At 51.1% G+C, this 20,949-nt stretch carries 17 protein-coding genes; 4 read left to right on the top strand and 13 right to left on the bottom strand.

All coding sequences use genetic code 11. The features are described from left to right. Positions 1-34: 34 nt before the first annotated feature. The 5 genes from ACXAFR_RS16120 to ACXAFR_RS16100 form a co-directional block, all read right to left on the bottom strand. Positions 35-1,252 (bottom strand): MFS transporter, encoded by a 1,218-nt coding sequence (locus ACXAFR_RS16120; protein WP_475178675.1) that lies wholly within the window; start codon positions 1,250-1,252, stop codon positions 35-37. Positions 1,253-1,437: 185 nt separating this feature from the next. Further along, complete coding sequence (locus ACXAFR_RS16115) at positions 1,438-2,736, bottom strand: MFS transporter (RefSeq protein WP_475178673.1); 1,299 nt, start codon at positions 2,734-2,736, stop codon at positions 1,438-1,440. Between the two features lie 275 nt (positions 2,737-3,011). Next, positions 3,012-3,854: a ThuA domain-containing protein gene (locus ACXAFR_RS16110; protein ID WP_475178672.1), complete on the bottom strand. Its 843-nt coding sequence runs from the start codon at positions 3,852-3,854 to the stop codon at positions 3,012-3,014. Between the two features lie 46 nt (positions 3,855-3,900). Then, entirely contained in the window at positions 3,901-5,529 is a 1,629-nt protein-coding gene (locus ACXAFR_RS16105; RefSeq protein ID WP_475178671.1) for a GMC family oxidoreductase, read from the bottom strand. Positions 5,530-5,770: 241 nt separating this feature from the next. Continuing rightward, complete coding sequence (locus tag ACXAFR_RS16100) at positions 5,771-7,294, bottom strand: carotenoid oxygenase family protein (protein WP_475178669.1); 1,524 nt, start codon at positions 7,292-7,294, stop codon at positions 5,771-5,773. Between the two features lie 427 nt (positions 7,295-7,721). On the opposite strand from ACXAFR_RS16100, the gene ACXAFR_RS16095 reads away from it, so the two are divergent. Further along, positions 7,722-8,183 (top strand): hypothetical protein, encoded by a 462-nt coding sequence (locus ACXAFR_RS16095; RefSeq protein WP_475178668.1) that lies wholly within the window; start codon positions 7,722-7,724, stop codon positions 8,181-8,183. Between the two features lie 16 nt (positions 8,184-8,199). Here ACXAFR_RS16095 and ACXAFR_RS16090 read toward each other — a convergent pair whose 3' ends face one another. The 3 genes from ACXAFR_RS16090 to ACXAFR_RS16080 form a co-directional block, all read right to left on the bottom strand. Next, a complete protein-coding gene (locus tag ACXAFR_RS16090; RefSeq protein ID WP_475178667.1) occupies positions 8,200-9,501 on the bottom strand; it encodes a DUF2252 family protein in 1,302 nt (433 codons plus the stop codon). Between the two features lie 131 nt (positions 9,502-9,632). Continuing rightward, complete coding sequence (locus ACXAFR_RS16085) at positions 9,633-10,397, bottom strand: SDR family NAD(P)-dependent oxidoreductase (RefSeq protein WP_475178665.1); 765 nt, start codon at positions 10,395-10,397, stop codon at positions 9,633-9,635. A 278-nt stretch (positions 10,398-10,675) separates the two neighbouring features. After that, on the bottom strand, positions 10,676-11,335 hold the full coding sequence (locus tag ACXAFR_RS16080; protein ID WP_475178664.1) for a TetR/AcrR family transcriptional regulator: 660 nt from the start codon (positions 11,333-11,335) through the stop codon (positions 10,676-10,678). 825 nt (positions 11,336-12,160) lie between these two features. On the opposite strand from ACXAFR_RS16080, the gene ACXAFR_RS16075 reads away from it, so the two are divergent. Next, positions 12,161-14,587 (top strand): TonB-dependent receptor, encoded by a 2,427-nt coding sequence (locus tag ACXAFR_RS16075; RefSeq protein ID WP_475178663.1) that lies wholly within the window; start codon positions 12,161-12,163, stop codon positions 14,585-14,587. Between the two features lie 223 nt (positions 14,588-14,810). On the opposite strand, the gene ACXAFR_RS16070 is transcribed toward ACXAFR_RS16075, so the two are convergent. Beyond that, entirely contained in the window at positions 14,811-15,125 is a 315-nt protein-coding gene (locus ACXAFR_RS16070) for a Rieske (2Fe-2S) protein (RefSeq protein WP_475178661.1), read from the bottom strand. Between the two features lie 728 nt (positions 15,126-15,853). On the opposite strand from ACXAFR_RS16070, the gene ACXAFR_RS16065 reads away from it, so the two are divergent. Next, entirely contained in the window at positions 15,854-16,975 is a 1,122-nt protein-coding gene (locus tag ACXAFR_RS16065; protein WP_475178660.1) for a Cache 3/Cache 2 fusion domain-containing protein, read from the top strand. 56 nt (positions 16,976-17,031) lie between these two features. Then, the gene (locus tag ACXAFR_RS16060; protein WP_475178659.1) at positions 17,032-17,595 is read left to right on the top strand and encodes a DUF8082 domain-containing protein; all 564 of its coding nucleotides are present in this window, start codon (positions 17,032-17,034) and stop codon (positions 17,593-17,595) included. Positions 17,596-17,643: 48 nt separating this feature from the next. Here the strand turns inward: ACXAFR_RS16060 and ACXAFR_RS16055 are convergent, their stop codons facing one another. From ACXAFR_RS16055 to ACXAFR_RS16040, 4 genes are all read right to left on the bottom strand, one after another. Beyond that, a complete protein-coding gene (locus tag ACXAFR_RS16055; RefSeq protein ID WP_475178658.1) occupies positions 17,644-18,819 on the bottom strand; it encodes an aromatic ring-hydroxylating oxygenase subunit alpha in 1,176 nt (391 codons plus the stop codon). A gap of 29 nt (positions 18,820-18,848) precedes the next feature. Next, complete coding sequence (locus ACXAFR_RS16050) at positions 18,849-19,163, bottom strand: putative quinol monooxygenase (RefSeq protein ID WP_475178656.1); 315 nt, start codon at positions 19,161-19,163, stop codon at positions 18,849-18,851. A gap of 89 nt (positions 19,164-19,252) precedes the next feature. Next, positions 19,253-20,140 carry a sugar phosphate isomerase/epimerase family protein gene (locus ACXAFR_RS16045; protein ID WP_475178655.1) on the bottom strand — a complete coding sequence of 296 codons (888 nt, stop codon included), beginning with the start codon at positions 20,138-20,140 and terminating at the stop codon, positions 19,253-19,255. Continuing rightward, the gene (locus ACXAFR_RS16040; RefSeq protein WP_475178654.1) at positions 20,124-20,936 is read right to left on the bottom strand and encodes a ThuA domain-containing protein; all 813 of its coding nucleotides are present in this window, start codon (positions 20,934-20,936) and stop codon (positions 20,124-20,126) included. The genes ACXAFR_RS16045 and ACXAFR_RS16040 overlap by 17 nt, the downstream gene beginning before the upstream one ends. Positions 20,937-20,949: the final 13 nt, after the last annotated feature.

The raw sequence follows: 20,949 nt of genomic DNA, 5'->3' as shown, positions 1-20,949 counted from the left end.
TTTTATGATTGGCATTCCTAAACGGAATGCCAGGTCAGTCTCGATTTGCCACTTCCATATATTCAGCGTCCTGGAGACGATCCAATCGCCTTAGGGTCGGATAGCGCCACCACCCGGCAATGGTCACCACAAACGCTAAGCCTGCACCGGTAAGCACCGCCGGCACAGCCCCTATTGCCGCAGCAAGCGCACCCGCTCGGAAGTCCCCAAGATCGTTCGATGAGGCGATGAACAGGGAGTTGACCGCGCTCACCCTGCCCCGCAAGTCATCGGGCGTCGCGATTTGAATCAGAGTTGAACGAATATTGACGCTGACCATATCAGAGGCCCCATAAATAAACAGGGCCAACAAACTCAGCCAAAGGGTGTGCGACAGGGCGAACAGTAATATCGAACCACAGAAAATCATCAGGGCAACAAAAAGCCGCTGCCCAGAAGCGCGCAGATCAGGCAACCGGGTCAATATTGCACCAGCCACCACAGCCCCCAGCGCCGGCATGGCGCGTAACAAGCCCAATACCTCAGGCCCGCCATTAAGAACATCAACGGCAAATACTGGCAGCAATGCCACAACGCTGCCGCACAACACAATGAACAGATCCAAAGTAATGCTTGGCATGACGATGGGATTAGCCAGTACAAATCGGATCCCCTGCAGGAGTTCCTGGCCGCCACGCTGTGACTTCTCTGCAACCCTCAACGTTGGCAATCCCAGCAAAGACAGCATGCAGGCAAACGCGAGAAGGGCTAACAACCCGTAGGTATGGAAATCCAAAACCTTGATTAAAAGTCCTGCGACAAATGGCCCAGCTGTCATCGCCGCCGTCCAGGCGGTACTGGTGAATGCAACCGCACTGGACAACTGATCGCGCGCAACAATATTGGGTAACACCGCTTGCAGAGCCGGCCCATTAAATGCGCGGGCACAACCGTTGACGAAGAGCAGCCCATACACCCAGACCGGCTCAACCGTGCCATCCATCATAACCAGTGCCAAACCGGCAAACACGGCCATCTGAGCGGCGGCACAAATCACCAGCACCTTCTTGCGAGAGACGTTATCAACCACCCAGCCAGTGACAATAAACAGGCCAATGATCGGCAGAATCTGCATCAGACCGACCAACGCCAAATCGAAAGGATCGCCCGTAGCCTGATATAGATGCCAGCCGATCGTCACCGAAAGAACGGTAGAGGCGAGACTCAAACAGACGCGCGCAAAGAGATAGCAGAGAAAGGTTTTGCCAAACACAAAAAGAACAACCTGTTATTGATGGACTGTCAACGACAGTGCGGTGACGCATTCTACACGGCTTAAGCAGGAAACAGCGACGAACATTTGTCCGACCTGCAACACCGACGTATGTTCAAAACATCTGTTGGCGGCACTGCCGGAATGGAGGTTGTGTTACGCCTCCATAACCGGCGGAAATGGATTCAGACCCGCTCTTCCATCAGCTCCATATGCTCGGGTTCATCCTCGTGCGAAGCGCGGGGATCCATAGCAATTGCCGCAGGCGTAGAGCGTTGCGCGGCCGTTTGAATAAAAAGCTCTCTTTCTTCCGGCGGCACGGTTTCCCGCACACTCATCCGATGCAAAACAAAAATCATCAGCAAAAGATGTACAGCCGTCGTAAATACAAACAGAGCTCCAGCACCGACCGTCTGCATAAGCATTGCCGCCAGAAAGGGGCCGAGAGTGGCACCGAGACCGTACATCAAGAGCAGCGCACTGCTCGCCTCGACAAAATCTTCTGGAGAAATTTGGTCATTGGTGTTGGCAACACAGAGTGCGTACATGGTGTAAATAAAACAACCAATAACACCGCTCAAAATAATCAGCGACATGGGGGAAAACTCCAGAGACACGCCTCCGTTTATACCACCCGCCATCGCCAGAGGCAGTGCCACCAGAATCGCACACGCACAAACGGCCACAATGACACCGCGCCGATCCACTCGGTCAGATACACGCCCGATAGGCACTTGGGCGAGCACCCCGCCCACCAGACTCGCGCTCATAAATAAGGCAACTTGAAACATGGTGAAGCCAGCCTGGTGAGCATAGACCGCTCCTAATCCAGAATATGCACCATTCGCCATACCGACAAAGAAACAACCGACAATCCCAACCGGGGACATGCGATATAGCCGCATAAGACGTAATTTGACGTTGACAATTGGCGCGGGTGCCGCGGACGTGGTCAGACTTACCGGCACCAACGCCAGCAGAATCGCAATGCCGGTCACCACAAACAGCACGTGGCTGGAAGGATCGCCCAAAGGCAAAGACAGCTGCCCCGCCATCGCTGCAAAAAGATTGATCATCATGTAGACGGCAAATATTTGGCCACGATTCTCATTTGAGGAACGCTCGCTCAGCCAGCTCTCGATCACCATGTAGAGCCCGGCCATACAGAAGCCGCCGATGACTCGAATCACTATCCAGGTGACCGGATGCACAAACAAGCCCATCAACAGCACCATTGATGAACCCAAGGCAGCCAACACGGCAAAGGTTCTAATGTGGCCGACTCGCTGAACCATCACCGGAGTGCAATAACAGCTGAACACATAACCGAGCGAAAATGCGCTCGACAGAAGGCCAATTGCCGTGGTGGCGAAATCTTCCAGCCCGGCCCGGACCGGTACCAGCATACCCAACAACCCGTTGCCGGCCACCAAAATCGCAACCCCCAACAAAAGGGCTGCAATAGAACGTAGTGCAGCTTGCACAATATTTCCTTGAATCGCGTTAATTTAAATGATGTATCCGGCAGGGCAAACTGGGTATGCCCGTGAGTGGTCACCAGATGAGGACAAAGACATTCTCTGAGCGGTTGCAACCGCTCTTTCAAACATAGTCGTTTCGGGGAGAAAATCGAGATGAGTCGTCAGCAAAATCGACAACGGCGACTAAGCAACCTCAGTGACCGACTCAGGCGCGCGAGAGTATCATTTCATCGTGTGAAAACGAAACCTTTTAACGTCTTCTTAACAAGAGCCAGACGTCACCTGCCAGGGTCTGATAACTGGTGACGTTGGCGTGCCCAAGCATGGGCTTCAGGACTCATGACCCAGTGCAGAGCGTTGCTTAAAAGCTTGCGGAACGTGGGGTGCTGATAAGCGGTCGGACCATCCCCCATCTGCAGATAAACAATGGGGCTGTTACGATAGTGTTTAACCCACCCAACCAGAGAAGAACCCCCTTCTCGCTGCCAGTTTTCACGACTGTACATGCGGCCCGACACCGCTTCTGTCGCCGAATAAAATTGATTGGGGGCAAATGGAAAATCGGATTCAAGCAATGCCAGCTTGCCATCATCAAAAACGTCATACAGGTAAAGTTCATCGGTAAGTGCAAACTGCTCAGGAATACCTGCGGTAAGAGGATGGTCCGCTAATACCGATACGCGATGCTCGGTATCATGGCGATACCCTCCATCGGCGTAGTGACGCCCTTTATGAATCTGAGGCAAATACCAAAAGCGTCCACCAACGATGTCAGCGTATTCCGGCCAGAGTGGCCAGGCAGCAATGCTGTGATGCAAAAAAACCACGCCCTTGCCGTTATCCAACATCCTAAGAAAATCGTTTTTGTAGGCTTCGGAGGGCGCCACCAGTTGCGGAGGCTGTGTCGCAAAATTGATGCCCGGCATGTCGTAAGCGACAAGGGCATCGTACTGCTGGATGTTGTGCGACTGAAACAGTGCCTGACACGCAGGCTGCTCAACAACGGAATACGCCACCCCCGATAAACTCTCTAAGAGTTTCGCAAAGTCATCCCGCTGATAGGGATGTCCCTTGACCGTCACCAAAACCTGCTTGGTGGACTCGTAATTAATGACAGACACAGTTCATAGCCTTACCCAAACCTTAGAAACTGGGCTTACAACACGGTCAACCGAGTAAAAAACGATCTCGCAGAACTAAATCTGCGCCGCGTGCAGCGATCACAATCGTCGGGGAACAGGTGTTGCCAGAGGTGATCGTCGGCATTACAGAAGCATCGATAACACGGCAATTGGCAACGCCCTTAACCCGTAGGCAATTGTCCGTTACCGACGTGAAGTCTTCTAGCCGTCCCATTTTGCAGGTACCCACAGGATGAAAAATGGTGGTGCCTATGTCGCCAGCGGCCGCCAACAAATCATCGTCTGAGCGCACATCGCCCCCTGGCAGAAATTCTAGAGGCTGACATTTCGCCAGCGCTGGCTGGCGCACGATTTTCCGCGTAAGCCTTAGCGCCTGTATCGCTTTGCGACGATCTTCAGGATGCGACAAATACGCGGGCGCAATGTGGGGTGGCGTATCGGATTCAAGATCAGAAATCATCACACTGCCCCGCGATTTTGGTCGCAAATTGTAAACGCTCGCGGTAAACGCCGGAAAACGATGTAGGGGATCGCCAAGGGTATCCATCGACAAAGGCTGAACTTGGAACTCGAGATCCGGACTGGTTTCCGTAGGCGAAGAACAGGCAAAGAGACCCAGCAGCCCAGGAGCCATAGTCAAAGGCCCACGCCTCAGTAAAAGGTATTCCAAGCCCATTCGAGTTTTGCCTAAGACGCTATGGACCTGCTGATTCAGCGTGGGCACCCCCTGTACACGAAACACACTGCGCAGCTGCAAGTGGTCTTGCAGGTTTTGCCCCACGCCAGGCAAAGGTGCAACCACCTCGATGCCAAGCGACCGTAGCGATTCTGGATCACCAATGCCCGAGCGCTGCAAAATGCCGGGGGATCCCAGCGCACCGGCCGCTACGATGACCTCGCCACGGCAGGAGGCCGTCACGGCATGTCCTTTGCCCACAGGATCTAACAAAAGACCGCGAGCACGCCGTCCTTCAAAGAGAATCTTGCGAATCAGCATGCCGGTTACAATGGTTAAATTGGAACGCTTACGAATCGGATCAAGGAAGGCTTGCTCCGCACTCCAGCGATGCCCTCGCCGTTGATTGACTTCGAACTGGCCGACCCCGAGATTATCGCCACAGTTAAAATCCTGCACACTCGGGATGCCTGCCTCGACGGCGGCAGCCGCAAAACGATCGAGCACCTCCCACCGCAACCGCTGTCGCTCAACCCGCCATTCGCCATCCACACCGTGGTAATCGTTGCGACCACCATGATGATTTTCTACAGCACGAAAATGCGGCAGCACGGACGCCCAACTCCAACCCGAATCTCGGATTAATGTCGCCCACTCATCATAGTCACGCTGCTGACCGCGGACATAAAGCATGGTATTGATCAGAGTGCTGCCACCTAATCCTTTACCTCTGGCATAACGTATCGAACGGCCATTGAGTCCAGGTTCGGGCTGAGTGTGAAAACACCAATCGGTTTTCGGATGGTTTATGCCATAGAGGTAACCGGCCGGCATTTGAGTCCGGCGACTTCGGATTTTTTCTCCGGCTTCGACCAGAAGAACAGAATTACGCGGGTCTGCAGAAAGGCGATTCGCCAGTACACATCCGGCCGCTCCTGCGCCGGCAATTATATAGTCGTATTCACCCAGAGACGTCATGGCGGTTGGTATCGCTTTAAACCTGAAGGTCGTCGATGATGGTCAAAGGTTATGACATGGGCGACACATTCAAGCTCCGCGTCAAAATTTTTATAACATGAAAAATACTACAAAACACGCAATATCCAGCAGATTTCGACGAAAACCATACCGGCAAGATTTCGGCAAGAATAGAGCGCCCCTCTGACGATAAGCCTGCACCGCAGCCTTTCAAGCCGCAGCCAGGCTTGAGGAGAATAGATCAAGCGACAGGATACTGATCTTCCCTTACCCACCATCCATGCACTTGAGGAGACGCCTGCACCGGCAGTTTCACCTTGGCAATGGGACCTTCATTGATACACTCAGCATCAAAAATTAACAGGTCGGACCGCAGATTTTCGTCGCGATAGTAGGCGGTTCCTAGCAAGTAGCCAGCGCCTTCTGGTGCGTCAGCATGTTTCGGCGCAAAGACCGGCTCTGCGAGAGAAACTCGATTGCCCGCATTCCATAACGTATAAGTCTGCGTTTGATGATCTACGCGACTGTAGCAATTTCCAGCAACCATCGGGTTGGGTACGTCCGGATCGGGGCAGGCGCCAAACCCATAGCGATACGGCATCGAATTATAGCGATCATCCTGGCGCGGCAAGGGCATCCGCAACGGATAGAGCTTCTCAATCCCGTACCCTTTATTTGTCCCGCTGATGTTCAAGCTCAGTCGATGGATGTAACTGGAACCTGCAATGGGATCCCAAGGACTGCCATCCTGATTGGGAATAAACGGAAATGGATTCTTTTCGCTGATTTCCATATCCACATAAACCTTATTGCCATCTTCAAAAGCGCCCATAGTATGGGTGCCACTGCGGGTTGGCCCTTCAACCCAGCGAACGTCTTTACCATCCCCATAGCGCCGCAAGATTCCCAGGTAGGTCTTTTTGTCGCTTTGCCAGGACCAATGAATCCCCCCTCGAGCCATCTGTTCGTGATCAATTCCAATAGGAATAACAAACAGCAAGATATGGTGTTCAGTAATGGCAAAGTCGTGCAGCAATCCCACATAGGGAACCTGTATATCCACCCCCCAAACTTTTTTTCCTTGGGTGTCGATTTCAAACAAAGCCACCACATCGCTGCCAAATCCTTTGGCTTCATAGCCAAATCCGACAATATTGCCCGTGGTTGAACATATTTTTGGGTGTGCTGTAAACGGCTGTGTCCGTGGTAGCTGATCCTCAAATGTATACACTGGATCGATGGTTTCCAAGGTATTCATATCCAGTGCTGTCGCAGGGCTGTCTTCCTTGAGCGCCAGAATCATATGCTTGTGATTGAGCACGTGGGTGTTGGCGGTGCTGCGACTGAGGCCTTTGACACTAGGGTCATCCAGTTCTGGATTACGATACATGGGCATCAGCGGCCGACGCGCTTCATCCTGGGCGTTGTACCTTTCTGTGCGAGCGAATCGGGTACGATAATCGACCCGCCCATTGTGAATTCGAAACAGGCGAACATGCCCCTCGCCATCGAACGGAATGTTACCAGGCGCCAGTGGATACTGAGGATCAGGGCCTGTGGCATAAAAACCACCCTGCAGATCTTCGGGTATGTTTCCTTCGACCTCGCAATCCGTGACGGAAACTTCCGCCCCGAGCGGACTAAAATAGCCACCCACCGGCTGGCCACTGAAACTCACCTCTTCTTGCGGAGCCGCTCCCCCGACGGTGGCAGCTTCTGCGGGCGCCCGTGGTTTGCTCAACAGGGATGAAACAGGTTCATGCATGACTCTCGCTCCTTTGATTTTTATTGGTATTCAGGCTTTTGCAGGGGCTCGTATTGGTGACGACTATCCCATTTCGGCAAACATCAGGCATAACGCCTAAATATGACCATACCCAATTGATTTGTAACAGTTTTTTATTTTCGAAGTGTTCAATCGAGCTCGGCCAACGGGCCAATCCCATCGCGCGAAAAATCACCGTAAACCCGCGCAGACTAACGCGATGACCGGCTTTTGGGGATAGCGATTTTCGCAACGCCTTTTTCCATTTCCGCAACACTGACTTCTGTGGCTAAGCGTGAACTGGTTCCAGCAACCGACGATCAAGATCTCTATGCTGTGGGAAATAGCGCATCAAGCGGGTTTCAGGGCACACGCTTTGGCATCCGGAGGTCGCTTTCAAAGAGTTTGGAATCAGGAAAACGTCGCCATGATCAAATTACAGGAACTGCTGACCCGCTACGAAGAGGTCGCTGCTACAGCGACTCCGCGAACCCCCGTCGCAGATCCGGCGGCAACCCCAACACTACCTGAGCGGGTAGCGTTAGAATCAGCCCCAGAAGCAAACCTTCACGAACTTATCGAAGACTTTCGCCGTCGGGTTCTCTGGGCAGAGCCACAGACCTTGCGCAAAGCCTTCCTGGACACGCCAGCTATCTACATCTGCCATGCTCTGGTTGCGACCAAAGATCTCGCGGTACATTGGAAAGCCTATGCTGTCATCGGTGAACGCCTGGCCCACTCGGTCGCCCGCGGCGTTCAAACCGCAGCCAAAAATGAGCTGGATACCATTGCCTGCGAATCCTTAACACACTGCATCGAAAATCTGGCCATCGCAGAAGCGGACAACCACTGGTCAGATCCGGCTTTCGCCAACGCCGTATCGGTTTAACGGTTAACAGGACGCCTCAGCTTGGCAGGGATGCCCGCAGGCGCTCACAATCCTCAGCAACGACACGCGCATAGTGTTTTGCAGACGCAATGATTGCATCAAACTGATCTGGCAGACAATCAACCACCCCCTGCTCGAAAGCCACCGAGCGCCGGTCTCCACGACTGTGTGCTAACGCCAAAGCTGCACCACAGGCACTCGCATAGTCACGAAACGCCTTTGCCGCATCCTCTTCATGAAGACCGATGTCTTCCGGGTCAAGACTCACCCGGGCATGATGACGAGAGCGAATCAACCAATGTGCCCCCTCCCATTCCGCTTCATCAAGCACCAAATCAGGACGCCGCTGCATACGCCGCTGACAAACCGCGGTCAGATGGGCAGGATTCAACCGGTTATTGGGACTCAAATCTGAAAAGAATGCCAGAGGTGCCGCCTGGCGCTGCTGTTTTACCTCCACAATATGAAACCATCCCAGGCTATCTGCCGATGGCCTCGCATTAGGGCCAACCAGAAAGTAAAAACGGCTCATATTGATAGACCCTGTCCCCGCGTTTAAACGTTCGACAACATCGACAATTCGATCATCCAGATAAGGCGCGAATGCCGTTTCCAGTTGCCCCACCCGATCTGCACAGAGGCGGCGAAAGCGGGATTCTCGAGGACGAAACTGCAGCGGAAACGCCTGGAGATCGACCGCCTTCGCCAGCGCACTTTTGCTGTCAAAGTGTTTTCCACCATAAGCTCGGCGCTTCGCTTTGCGCCAGGGCTTGTACAACATATGGGACTCAGGAAAGGACTCCAACGCAGAATCCTGCACATCTTGATCATCAATGACCGCTCGACACTGGTCGGTATAGGCGGACAAAAAAACTCGCATTGCCGCACAATCGTCTTCTATGGTGACGCTCGAGAGAAGTGAATCACCATGGGACTCGTCAGCAAGAGCTCGACACTCCTCGCCCGTCAGAACAACACTGATACAAAACCTCAGCAGATCCCACACCGCGTGACCGACACAAGCATCATCAAAATCATTGGGTGAAAAAATCACTCGATCACCAAAAGATCCTGCCTCGGTTAAGAAACCAAAGTTGGAAACGTGGCAATCTCCCATCACACCAGTGAGCGGCAGCGCCAGGAGTGACGATGAAATCAACGGATGATCAGCGGCGATGTCTCGATAATATAATGACGCGGATCCACGAAAAAACAGAAAAGGCCGCTCCGCCATGCGGCGGTGTTTAACTGCGGAAGCTGGGGTAGCACCATCCACTCTGGCCAATTCATCAAGCAATATTGCTGTTCGGCTATCCACCTGCCCCACCATTTTCTGACCTCCACCAACGTCGTTTTAGCCATAATAGCGAATTTAAATCAGGCGTATAACGTTCAACCGATTCTTATTTATATTGGCGGAAATAGCACGGGTAACAATATCTGGGTTCCCTAGCTCGATTGACCGCCATCCACCATATATACCCCACCGGTACAATAACTGGCTTGTTCACTGGCGAGAAACAGCATGATATTGGCCACTTCTTCCGGCGAACCATAGCGCCCCATGGGCGTAGTACCGAGCACCGCCTCCTTCATGGGATTGGCCTCCTCAGTGCCCCCAAAGCCGACTTCGATGGACTTTGCCATACGCGTTTCGATCATGCCTGGATTGACCGTATTAACACGGATGCCGTGTGGAGCCACTTCTTTAGCCGCACAACGCATCAAACCGATGACAGCATGCTTACTCGTGTTGTAGGGAGCCAACATGGGGGAACCCTGGACCCCGGCGCCCGATGACGTAATGATGATACTGCCGCCACCGTTCGACTTCATAACAGGAATGACATAGTGTAGCCCGAGCCAGGCCCCACGAACATTTACTGCCATGACTGCATCAAAATTTTCGACTGAAGAATCTTCGATGGAACCGATGCGACCTTCAATTCCCGCGTTGGCGATAAAAACATCAATACGCCCTAAAGCATCGACGCAGGCTCGTACCATGGCGTCATTGCTGGCGGCGTCAGTAACATCCACCCGACAGCTCTTCAATTGATCGCTGTGCAAAGATTCGCGGGCGGATTCCAAGGCGTCTTGATCGAGATCGGCGATCATCACCTTAGCCCCCTGTTGTAAAAACGCTCTCGCCGCCGCCAAACCAATCCCGTTCGCACCACCGGTGATTAAAACAACCTTTTCTGAATCTTTCATACAAGAGCCACCAATTTATTATTTGAAAATATTCACTGACCGGACCATCGCCGTGTCCGTTACAACGAGGGATTACCGCCGCAAAACCAGCGGCGAATCGTCATCGGACGGACGAAAAGCTGTGTTGATTGTACAACTCAACCGGCATTTATCGCAGAACTTGAAGGTTGCCGCTACTGTTGAAAAAGACGGGAATGAAGTGTGGTACTGACAGAGAGAGGAATGGCTCCGGGAGGATGTTAGTTCACCTCCCTGAGCGAAATAAAATAACGTGAAAATTACCGTTCTGACAGATACAAACTGTCGATGACTTCAGCCAGCTTACTCAGAATTTTCTCGTGGCGCTGTTCTCGATCCTCTTCGATTGGCGTCATCATCATCCCCCGCAATAGAAACTGGGTCAGATCATTCGCGAGTCGAAAATCTTCAAGATCTCGCCAGTTGGGAAAGAGCTCTCGCAGTAACTGATCAAATTCTTTGTTGTAGGCTTTTTCCAGTGGCGCCATCACCGCCCATAGACCCTGTTCAGTCCGCGCGGCGGATAAGAGCTCTTGATACGAAATATACCAAGGCCTATTAACATGAACCCAAGCCGCATGAACGCCACGACGGTGTACCGCGAGGGATTCCGAGGGCTCGTTAGGCCGATCAAGAGACTCAAACAGTTCGCGAAATTCCCGAATACGGATCAGGTGTAACTCTTCAACCAAAGTGACCAGCAAATCTTGGCGAGTGGGAAAATGATGTAAAATAGCGCCTCGCGACATGCCTGCAATTTCAGCGATTAAAGGCACCGAAGTCTTCGAATACCCATGCTCTATCAGACATTTTGTTGCCGCTTCCATAACGGCTTTACGAGTATCAGCACTACGCTGTTCCTGCCAGATCCGACGTGTCCGGCGCCCCCTTTGAGGTGTGTCATTATCAATAGAAATCATCAGCGTTAATTATCATCTGTTACAAAATGCCAAAAGCCTTTCCAAAGGATGGGCCAAGAGCAAAATTTGATGATAAAGAACCAAGCAACAAAAGCAATTCTTTTGGCGCCAAAGCCATACCAACTACTCCCTAAAGACGTCGAGCTATCCTACCGAAGAAGGGGAATATTCTCGCGCCACTGCATCTCCATCCTTGGACCTGGAATTTGCTATGACAACAAAATATGAAACTCTATCCCGCAATTCACATTTTGCTACCGATAGCATGAGGAAAGGTTCTCGCCCTTTGCGATCCCTGAGTCCAAAAAGGCGCGGTTTGAGACGTAGGGCTCACAAGAACCAATCTTCATCATTAACAGGCCACCAGTAAGCGGAAATATTTGCCCAAATATCGCGCTAAATAATTGAATACAACGAATGATGTTTTTAAATAAAGCGGCCATTGTAATGCGGACTCGCCCATAAAAGTCTCTATCGATAGCACCAGCACATCTGCTGGTATTTAAGCTATCGACCTGCCAATGCCCGACCTCCCAAATCCATCGATTGTTGCATTCAGAAGCTGGTGCAAGCGAGAAAGCCAGGCCACTGGAAACTTATTAACCACTTTTTTGCTATAGCCCCCTTAAATCCAGACCTCAATAGCAGTACTGACCAATATGGAAACCACACTTTTGTTCAGGTTTATTTAAAACATATGTGTTGGTTTTTTAAAAGGTCAAATGCTACATTTAGCGAACGATTTTTGAGCTCAGTTAAGGATGCCATTCTGCCTGTGCTCTCTCGACACCCGATAATAAATTTAATAGTTTGGGGTATTACTAAATGCTGAAAAATAAGCTTGCTGCTCATATTGCTCTGATCGTGACGTCTTCTTTGCCTGTCTCTATTCCCGCCTTTGCACAACAGGAAAATGCGAATTCCGGCGGCTTAGAGGAGGTTGTTGTTACTGCCCGTAAACGTGAAGAAAGCCTGCAAGATGCTCCGCTCACGGTCAGCGCCATGTCTCAGGAACGTATTGAAAAGTTCGATGTGACCAGTCTCGAAAAAATTGGCGCCCTGTCCCCGCAGTTTTTCGTAGGCCGGTCTTCGAATGGCTCAGGCGCACAGATGACGCTGCGAGGAATAGGATCAAACTCTACCAGTATCGGTATCGAACAGTCCGTCGCCGTAATCATGGACGGTGTCTACTTTGGCCAGGGACGGGTTTTGAACGAAGGGATGTTTGATCTCGCTCAGATCGAATTGCTGAAAGGTCCACAATCACTGTTTTTTGGTAAAAATGCGACAGCAGGTGTTATTTCGATTACAACGGCGAAACCCACTGAGGAATTCGAAGCCAAAAGCCGCATCGGCTATGAAATGGAATCAGAGCAAACCCAAGTGGAAGGCGTGGTTTCCGGCCCCCTCTCAGACACGGTTGGCGCCCGGCTGGCCGTTCGCTACAGCGATATGAGCGGCGGTTATTTCGAGAACAAATCCACAGAGCAACCATACAGCGTTCTGGATCTAGCGACGGGAAATACCATTTCCGATATCTCTCCAGCCGATAACCGTGACGCTCCCGGAGAAGAAGAGACGTTGGCACGCCTGACGTTTACGGTCACCCCCAACGATGACCTGGACATGACCTTTACCGCGTCCATGACAGAATCTGAAGTCCAGCAATCGTCATGGAATTACACCGCGTTTAACTGTCCGGGTGGCGTTGGCGGTATCAACCCAAACCTACAGTGTGGCGACAACTTTGTGATTACCCAAAATCGCATGCCCTCAATTCTGGCAAACTCGCTTCCCTACGCAAAAAGCAATGGTGACCTGTTCAACAAGTACGAATCTTATTCGCTGACAGCCAGTATCGATTATGCCATTGGCGATTACTTCACGCTGGCATCGGTCACCAACTATCAAGAAAATGAAAACACCTTTGGTCTCTCTGGAGACTTCCAATCCATACCGACAGCAACCTTTGCAACAGAAAAAAACAGTTGGGAAGCCTTTTCGGAAGAAGTACGCCTCACCAGCGACTTTGATGGCAGCGTTAACGTTATGCTCGGCCTTCTGTATCAGGAAACCGAACGCCAATTTGATCAATGGGTATCAACAGGAGGCGTCGCGAACACGGCGGCGCCGGATCCATCCCTGATCTATGTTGCCTCAGTCAAAGACAGTTACACGGACGGGAAGACCATTTCACCCTTCTTTCAGGTCATGTACGACATGACTGAAGATGTTCAGTTAAGTGTCGGCGCTCGTTACACCGATGAAACCAAAGAATCAGAGTTTGTTCACCCCTACAACAACCCGGCGCTAACCAGCCTCTGGCGTACGAATGAAGTTGCCGTCGGCGATCAGGAATTTACCGAATGGTCACCGGAAGCGACTCTGAGCTGGCAGATGTCCGACGATATTATGGGGTATATCGCCTATAAAACAGCCTATAAATCGGGAGGCTTTTCCAACAGCGGAATCTACTCAACCGACGCCATGGGCGGCTCTGAATCGGATTTCACCTTTGACCCGGAAACTGCCGCCGGTTACGAAGCCGGCCTGAAAACGACCTTGCTCGACAATCAGATGCGATTGAATTTTACCGTTTACAACTACGACTACGAAGACCTACAGGTCGATTTTTTCAATTCACCCACCTTTGCCTTCATCACCCTGAATGCTGGTGAAGCCAAAACCCGCGGCTTTGAACTCGACGGAGAATTCGCGCCTTACGCGGCCCCCGGCTTAACCCTGCGAGGCTCACTGTCGTACAACAAGGCGGAATACGAGAACTTTATCGCCCCCTGTTGGGCAGGACAAACTGCCGCTCAGGGGTGCAGCACGACCGTTCCAGGCACCAACGGTACGCCAGGTCAAGACATCAGTGGGCAGCCAACCGCCATGGCTCCAGAATGGTCAGCCTCTGTCGGCATAAACTACGACGGAACGCTTGGGAACGGCTGGACGTATGGCCTGGGTGTAGACAGTATTTTCAGCGATGATTACAACGCCTCAGGATTTGCCAACCCCCATGCAGCGAGAGATGCCTATGCGACACTCAATGCCAGCGTTTATCTGGCCGGGCAAAACGATGTCTGGGAGGCGAAACTGCTCGGTAAAAACCTGACCGATGAGCACATTGTGTCCGGTGTGGTTGATGGTCCGAGCACCCCAGCCCCCGGTGGTGAATTTGCCGACCAGATGGGCTTTACATCACTTCCGAGAACAGTTGCCGTGCAACTGACTTACCGTTTCCAATGAGAACATTGGAAAACCGATCGTCACTGTTGCCCGCGTTATGCGGGCTTTTTTTATGCTGGGATGTATCAAAACGCTCCGTTTGAACATTGAAGATGCCAGGACTGCTCTCGCGCAATCCCGCCTACCCGAATCTCAACATCACTGTTTTTTCGGGAGCCTAAATAAGCTATCTCAAGAGAGCGCGGCCTATCCTTTGGATATCCGCGGCCCATCCGATTCTTATCTATGACGGGTCAACCTCAACAAAGCCATCCACAATGCGAATAGGGAAGGTTTGCAGAGGTATTTTTGTCATCTCTCCTTTGGGTACCCCGGTCTGTAAATTAAACATCACACCGTGCAGAGGGCAGGAAATAAAGCAGTTGCGAATACGGCCTCCCTCCAATTCAGCGCGCTGATGAGTGCACATATTTTGAACTGCGTAAAAATCACCCTTGGCATTGCAAATTAAAATGTCTTTCTCATCCACCAGAACGGCTTTTGACTGACCAGGAGCCAGCTCTTCGGTAGAAAACAGACGTTGAAAAGTGTCACTCATCGGTTGAAACCTCGTAGACGTTTTGTCTTTGTTATCATTTATTGTGGTCGCCTTTAACCCTATGTTCGCACGAGTCTTAGGGCTATTCATCGGCAAACGTTGGCTGTGACGGTGCATGCAGCAGATTGCCGACCCACCCGATCATTATAAACAGACAGGTTTGATTTTATTTTCTGACAAGTGAGTGCTTAAAGTCAACGTCATAAACGAACGAAAACAGGTTAATCAGAGCTACCCAGCATTCCTCAATGCATCTCGGACGGCAATTGACAAGCCTATGTTGTGATACCGCCCCCATCCCTCTCGCATTGAAAACGCCACGATAGTGCCCTCCCCCAGATAGAGATGAGGCCGCAAAAGTAGAATCAACTCTGGCACCTTAAACAACATTTATCACCCTGGTGTCTCAGGCTCCAAGCGATACCGTTACACACCTGCAAGGGGCAATTCAAAAGAAATTCAAATTTTCAAGCAGAGTCAGAAATTCTACTAAGCTATAAGAAGTCGTAATTGCAAAAGATGAGACTGACCGCCCTTTTCTGGCTCTCGTCAACATCCTTGTCAACAAGACTAATGATAACTCTGCGTATCGATTTCAAGCAGGTTTCGACGTCGCGAGAACAATGACAATGGCGAATAAAACCAATCGGCAGACGTTCATGTTATATAAAAATTCTTTTTTATAACCCTACAATTATCTGTAGCAGGCTAAAACCGGAGATTTCAGGATGGGAAGACACTCTTTACGATTTCGACTCTTGTTACCAACGTTTGTAATCATGGTAACCGTGGTGGTCGTGGCAACTTGGTTAACAGCGAGTAAATCCGCTGACAGAGTGCACGCCAACGCAGACGAAACCATTGAGCGTCAGGCTAATGCCATTCAAAGCATGATGCTTGTGACTCGAGCCATTATGTTGGAGCGAGTAAAGGACACGATGAATCTCCTCAAATATGAGGGGAATCAAATTGGTGCGGCAGCGGTGGGATCCGAAACCGAAGTGGCCGATCGTCCGGTCAACGATTTAACGTTGGGCGATCAAACGTTGGCCAACAATTTTGAACTGGTGGATCATGTCACCTCGCTAATGGGTGGTACGGCGACCATCTTCTCACGATACAACGAAGAATTCGTTCGCATCACCACCAATGTTCAGAAAGACGATGGCACCAGAGCGATTGGCACCATCCTGGACCCAGAAGGCCCAGTGATCAAAAAGCTTGAAAACAGCAGCAGCTTTTACGGCGTCGTTGATATCCTTGGCAATCCCTATGTGACCGGTTATGAGCCTATCACCACTAGCGCGAACATTACCATTGGCGCATGGTATGTTGGCTATAAAACGGATCTAAAGCCTCTTGAGGATGTCATTGGCACGAGCACAGTCATGACCAATGGGTTTCTCGCTCTCTATGATGATACGAACAACAAGCTTCGCTTCCATTCAGAGCAGGAAAATCTCACCGCTGCCGACATCGAGAAAATCGTTGAGGATAATCCGGCCGACTGGAAGATCATTCGTAAGGAAATCCCTAACTGGGGTTTTACATTAGTCTCTGCCTACCCTCTTGAAGATGTTGACAGTGTCATTCGTGAGCAATCTCTGTGGATTATTGTGATCGGTGTTATTGTCAGTATCGCGCTGATCGGTTCACAGTCGTTCCTAATCTGGTCGCGGGTCTTAAAACCCATTCAAAGCCTGACCAAGATTGCTGAAGAGCAAAGTGTCGGTCGCTGGGAACAGCAAATCACCGAGGTCGAATTGAAAGATGAAATCGGTGCTCTGGCCCGTGCCGTCAATCGGCTGTCCAACAGTGTACGATTGGCAATGGAACGCTTGAAGCGCTAGCGGCAGGATGTGCAAGTGTCTATGTTAATCGCTAAGCGCAACCAGGGTATTCGTAGATGACAAGTAATTTCATGCCACTCATCGACGTGCTGCGCGATCTGCGCGCACAGCTGAAAAGTAACGCTTCAGGCTTCTTCTTCATTACAACCGAAGAAAATCATTCCTGTATCATACGACTCAATAATGGCGATATTGAAAAGATAAACTTTCGCCTGCACAACAATGATGCTGCTGTCGAACGCTTAGCCATGGTCACCCAAGCGCGAGCGCGATTTGAGCCGGGCCGGCCTAACCCGGTCAGCAAAAGTGCGCCCATCAGCAATGACAGCAAGCAGTGGTTATTGGGCGGATTTGAAAGGCAACTGTCGAGTGGAAACACAGGTGTCGCTGCCCCTCCGGCGAGCGATACCGGAGGCAGCAAAACGTCTCTGGACCCAGCGCTTAGGGAAAAAGTCGAAAACATTGCACTCCATTATCTGGGCCCTATCGCCTCCATCCTCTGCGATGAGGCGTTTGAAAAAGCAACGTCCCTGCGTGAAGCGATCGATATTCTATCGACCAACCTCCCGCAACAAGAAGCCAATGAGTTTGTAAAAGCGGCACACGCCGAGTTTAAATGATCCTCTTATTTGACCGAGCGGTGGACAACCGCTCGGCTCCTATTTTCATTACAGAGACGGCATTTCAGAACTAGGTCGACCAGATAAATAGTGATCCACCAATTTATGGAAAAACTGGTTTGCCCGCTCGTTGCGTCCAAACACAACCGATTTTAGAGTACCTGAATCCAAGCCTTTCTGAACTTTAAGCCCAAGGCCATAATCCTCCTCTTCCACGACCTTCCAGATCCAGTCAATCATTTTTTCCAGGTCTTGGCGGGCTTCTCCCTGTAAATTTTCACGATGCAGGTAATGCATGACCGTGCGATTTTCAGACGGCTTTGTGCCGGGGATAATCATCGCAATTTGGGTCAGTTCAGGTGCGAGAAAAATGGCGACATTGGGGAAAAACATGCGAATGAAGTCGTAACCGTCGTTCTCGTATTGGTAATAATCGTCCGCTGAAACTTCTTTGAGCTGAGCGATTTTTCTCTGGGGAAAACCAATAACGATATGAGGCCCGTAACTGTCAAACTCCATGATATTAGAAAACGTCCGCGGATAAATCGTATCCGGGTGAGCCGCCTGAAAATGATAACCCTCCAGATAGCCGTCAAAGGCAACTTTCCAATTCGCGCCTTGCATTTCGCGAGTGCCGCAAAACGTAAACTCGTTGAAATTCAAACGCTCGACATCGTCAATCATACCACCTAGAAACGCCTCGAAATCCACCTCCAGACCCGGCGTTAGTACGGCGAAGATAAATCCGCCTCTTTCATAGCAGGCTAATTGCGTCAGGCCCCGAGTCGACTTATCCACATCGCCAAATTTCCCGGCATCCGCAACGCCTCTTAGAGAGCCATCGCAGCTGAATGTCCAGCCATGATAAGGACAAGAAAAAACCCCTTTTTTACCGGTCGAGTTTTCCTCGACCAACAGCATCGCGCGATGGGTACAAACATTTAACATCACCCTTACACTGCCACCACGCTGCCGCGTGATCAGCAAGGGCAAATCCAGCATTTTAATGGCTTTATAATCACCCGCTTCCGGCAGTTCATGGCTTAGCGCAACAAAAATAGGGACTTTCCGAAAAATCGCGTCCATTTCCTGCTGCCAGCGTTCGGGATCCGTATAATCGCTCGCCGGTACCTCCATCGTCGACGCCGCCTGATCGGTGGTCCCTTCATCCACATGCTCGATCATGCGAGCGACAATACGATTGTAACTTTGTTCGATACCCATTCGGACAACTCCTGAGATCAGCGACAGGTTTATTCAGGTAGAGACACTGGCCCTACAGATGCCACCTCATACTGGCGGGCATCCATACCGGTCATTTCCAGAGTGCTGATCGCCTGAAGGAATGCAGAGATATGTTCTGATGTGAGATGGCCTTTGAGTGCGGCTTCAGACTCCCACTCTTCACTGATCCAAATCACCTTGGAATCGGTAATGTCCCGGGCCATAGCGTACAGAAGGCAACCAGGCTCCGCGTGTGTTGGCCCCATGACTTTTAAGGCGTGTTCAACAAAGATGTCTGCCTGTTCTATTGTCGCTAACTCGATTCGCCCACTGATTGCTAACATAAATGCACCTTTTATACTTATTTTCTGTAGGGAAATTATAACGATGGTCGCTAGACTCGCTACCTGTCACATAGGACAGGCAGAATTCTCTATCGGCGACAGTTGCTCCACCCAGCTGCGGAAAGTACACGATTCGTCGCCTGTCCAGCCTGAGTCGCGGCTTCATCAGTGGGCAGCTTGTCGAGAGCATCGGAGAAGATCTCAGGACCAACACTGGCAAGGCGTGTCTGATTTGCCAACACGTGGCATAGCTCGACAAGCGGTAGCTCCCCCTGCCCTGGCAAACGCCGAAAGTGCAGGCAATCGTTCAGTAAATCACCTTGCACATCTAATGAAGCGTCGGCCAGCTGGACACAGGTGATCACCTCCGTATCCAATACCTCAACGTCGGTTAACGTGCCGCCGCTACGAAAATGATGCCAGCTATCAAACAAAACACCGGAATTACAAGCACCACCGCGTTTAACAATGTCGGTCGCGAGGGATAGCGAGGGGATGCCCCACATGGGAATAAACTCCAAATCAACGCGAATCCCCAAAGACTTTGCCTGTTCACAGAACACAGCGAAACAATCCGCCAGCTGACTTACTGGAAATTGACCCGGATTGAAAGCGCCCGTTGCGCAAATTTCCGTCAAACCCAATTCGGCACAATAACCGAGACAATCTTCTGTCGACACATCAAAAACCGCTTTTGCGGCAGGCGCAAGGTCTTCCGCAAAGCGCTGTGGCGCCCAGTCGGTAAAACCGTCGAAATGCCCGAGAGCGATACCCTCTTCCGCAGCCAGCTGGCGTATGTCCTTGCAAGACATGCCCTGCCGCATCAGCTCTTTCAAGGTAAGATAACCGATGGGCAACCTATCATAGCCTGCACGCTGAGCTGCTTGGATTTGCTCGACAAAAGATGCCGTTTTAACGCACGCCGGCCATAGGGTCCACTGTGTGTTTGGAAAAACCCTTTCAGAGCTCAGGCGCATTTTCAGCAGCCTCAGCCCGCGCAGCGCGGCTGGCAGCGTCTAAGGGCTCCAATGCCCACTGAATACCTCTGCGCAATAACGTGTAAAAAACCGGAAGATCCCAAGCGCAGCGATCCAGAGTTGGCCAATAATCCATCAGAGGCTGCATATCATAATGATGACGGCAGTGACCTAACGTCAGATAGAGCACTGCTCCTTCACCAACCTTGTGAATATAAAAAACCGGATGACGTTGATGCTCCCATTGGTCTTCTTCAAACCCAGGTGCATCGCCAGCGAATTCGGTGTCGAGCAAAACCTCCAGGTCTCCGTAGGTTTTCATCAGATATAATTCATCGGTGCTCTCGAATGGCTCAATGCCTTCTACCAAAGGGTGATCCGGCGCTGCCACAGAGACTTTATAGGGAGCAATCGGCGGATGGGATCGAAACATGGAGCCCAGAGTTTCCACAAAATGGGGGGCCCAATCGGGCGTACCGTAGAGGCCGCTAGACATCAGTCGGATAATCGAATTGGTGCCATGCAAGGCATACCAACGTCCGCCCTCCGCCACCCAACTGCGCAGCGCTTCCTGTGCCGGTAACGAAGGCACCACATTGCAGGTATAACTGATCAGGATATCTGCTTCGGCCAGGGCTTCCAGATTTTCGTAATCTTCAAAAACCCGCACCCGTATACGATCTTCTTCCGCCAACAATTTTAATAATTCTAAGCGTGCAAAATCGATGTCATGCCACATACCACCGGCGACCAAAACGCAATTGATTCGACCTGCGATCTTCGGAGATTGAGCCATGAATTATTCCTCT

This window comes from Pseudomaricurvus sp. ABR4_320 (assembly GCF_056159445.1).
This window is presented reverse-complemented; position numbering and strand designations above follow the sequence as displayed.

Coding starts and splice junctions, on each gene's coding strand:
- ACXAFR_RS16070 (WP_475178661.1), bottom strand. CDS start 15,125: ATGAGTGACACTTTTCAACGTCTGTTTTCTACCGAAGAGCTGGCTCCT.
- ACXAFR_RS16095 (WP_475178668.1), top strand. CDS start 7,722: ATGATCAAATTACAGGAACTGCTGACCCGCTACGAAGAGGTCGCTGCT.
- ACXAFR_RS16040 (WP_475178654.1), bottom strand. CDS start 20,936: ATGGCTCAATCTCCGAAGATCGCAGGTCGAATCAATTGCGTTTTGGTC.
- ACXAFR_RS16080 (WP_475178664.1), bottom strand. CDS start 11,335: ATGATTTCTATTGATAATGACACACCTCAAAGGGGGCGCCGGACACGT.
- ACXAFR_RS16085 (WP_475178665.1), bottom strand. CDS start 10,397: ATGAAAGATTCAGAAAAGGTTGTTTTAATCACCGGTGGTGCGAACGGG.
- ACXAFR_RS16075 (WP_475178663.1), top strand. CDS start 12,161: ATGCTGAAAAATAAGCTTGCTGCTCATATTGCTCTGATCGTGACGTCT.
- ACXAFR_RS16060 (WP_475178659.1), top strand. CDS start 17,032: ATGACAAGTAATTTCATGCCACTCATCGACGTGCTGCGCGATCTGCGC.
- ACXAFR_RS16100 (WP_475178669.1), bottom strand. CDS start 7,294: ATGCATGAACCTGTTTCATCCCTGTTGAGCAAACCACGGGCGCCCGCA.
- ACXAFR_RS16045 (WP_475178655.1), bottom strand. CDS start 20,140: ATGCGCCTGAGCTCTGAAAGGGTTTTTCCAAACACACAGTGGACCCTA.
- ACXAFR_RS16050 (WP_475178656.1), bottom strand. CDS start 19,163: ATGTTAGCAATCAGTGGGCGAATCGAGTTAGCGACAATAGAACAGGCA.
- ACXAFR_RS16105 (WP_475178671.1), bottom strand. CDS start 5,529: ATGACGTCTCTGGGTGAATACGACTATATAATTGCCGGCGCAGGAGCG.
- ACXAFR_RS16065 (WP_475178660.1), top strand. CDS start 15,854: ATGGGAAGACACTCTTTACGATTTCGACTCTTGTTACCAACGTTTGTA.
- ACXAFR_RS16055 (WP_475178658.1), bottom strand. CDS start 18,819: ATGGGTATCGAACAAAGTTACAATCGTATTGTCGCTCGCATGATCGAG.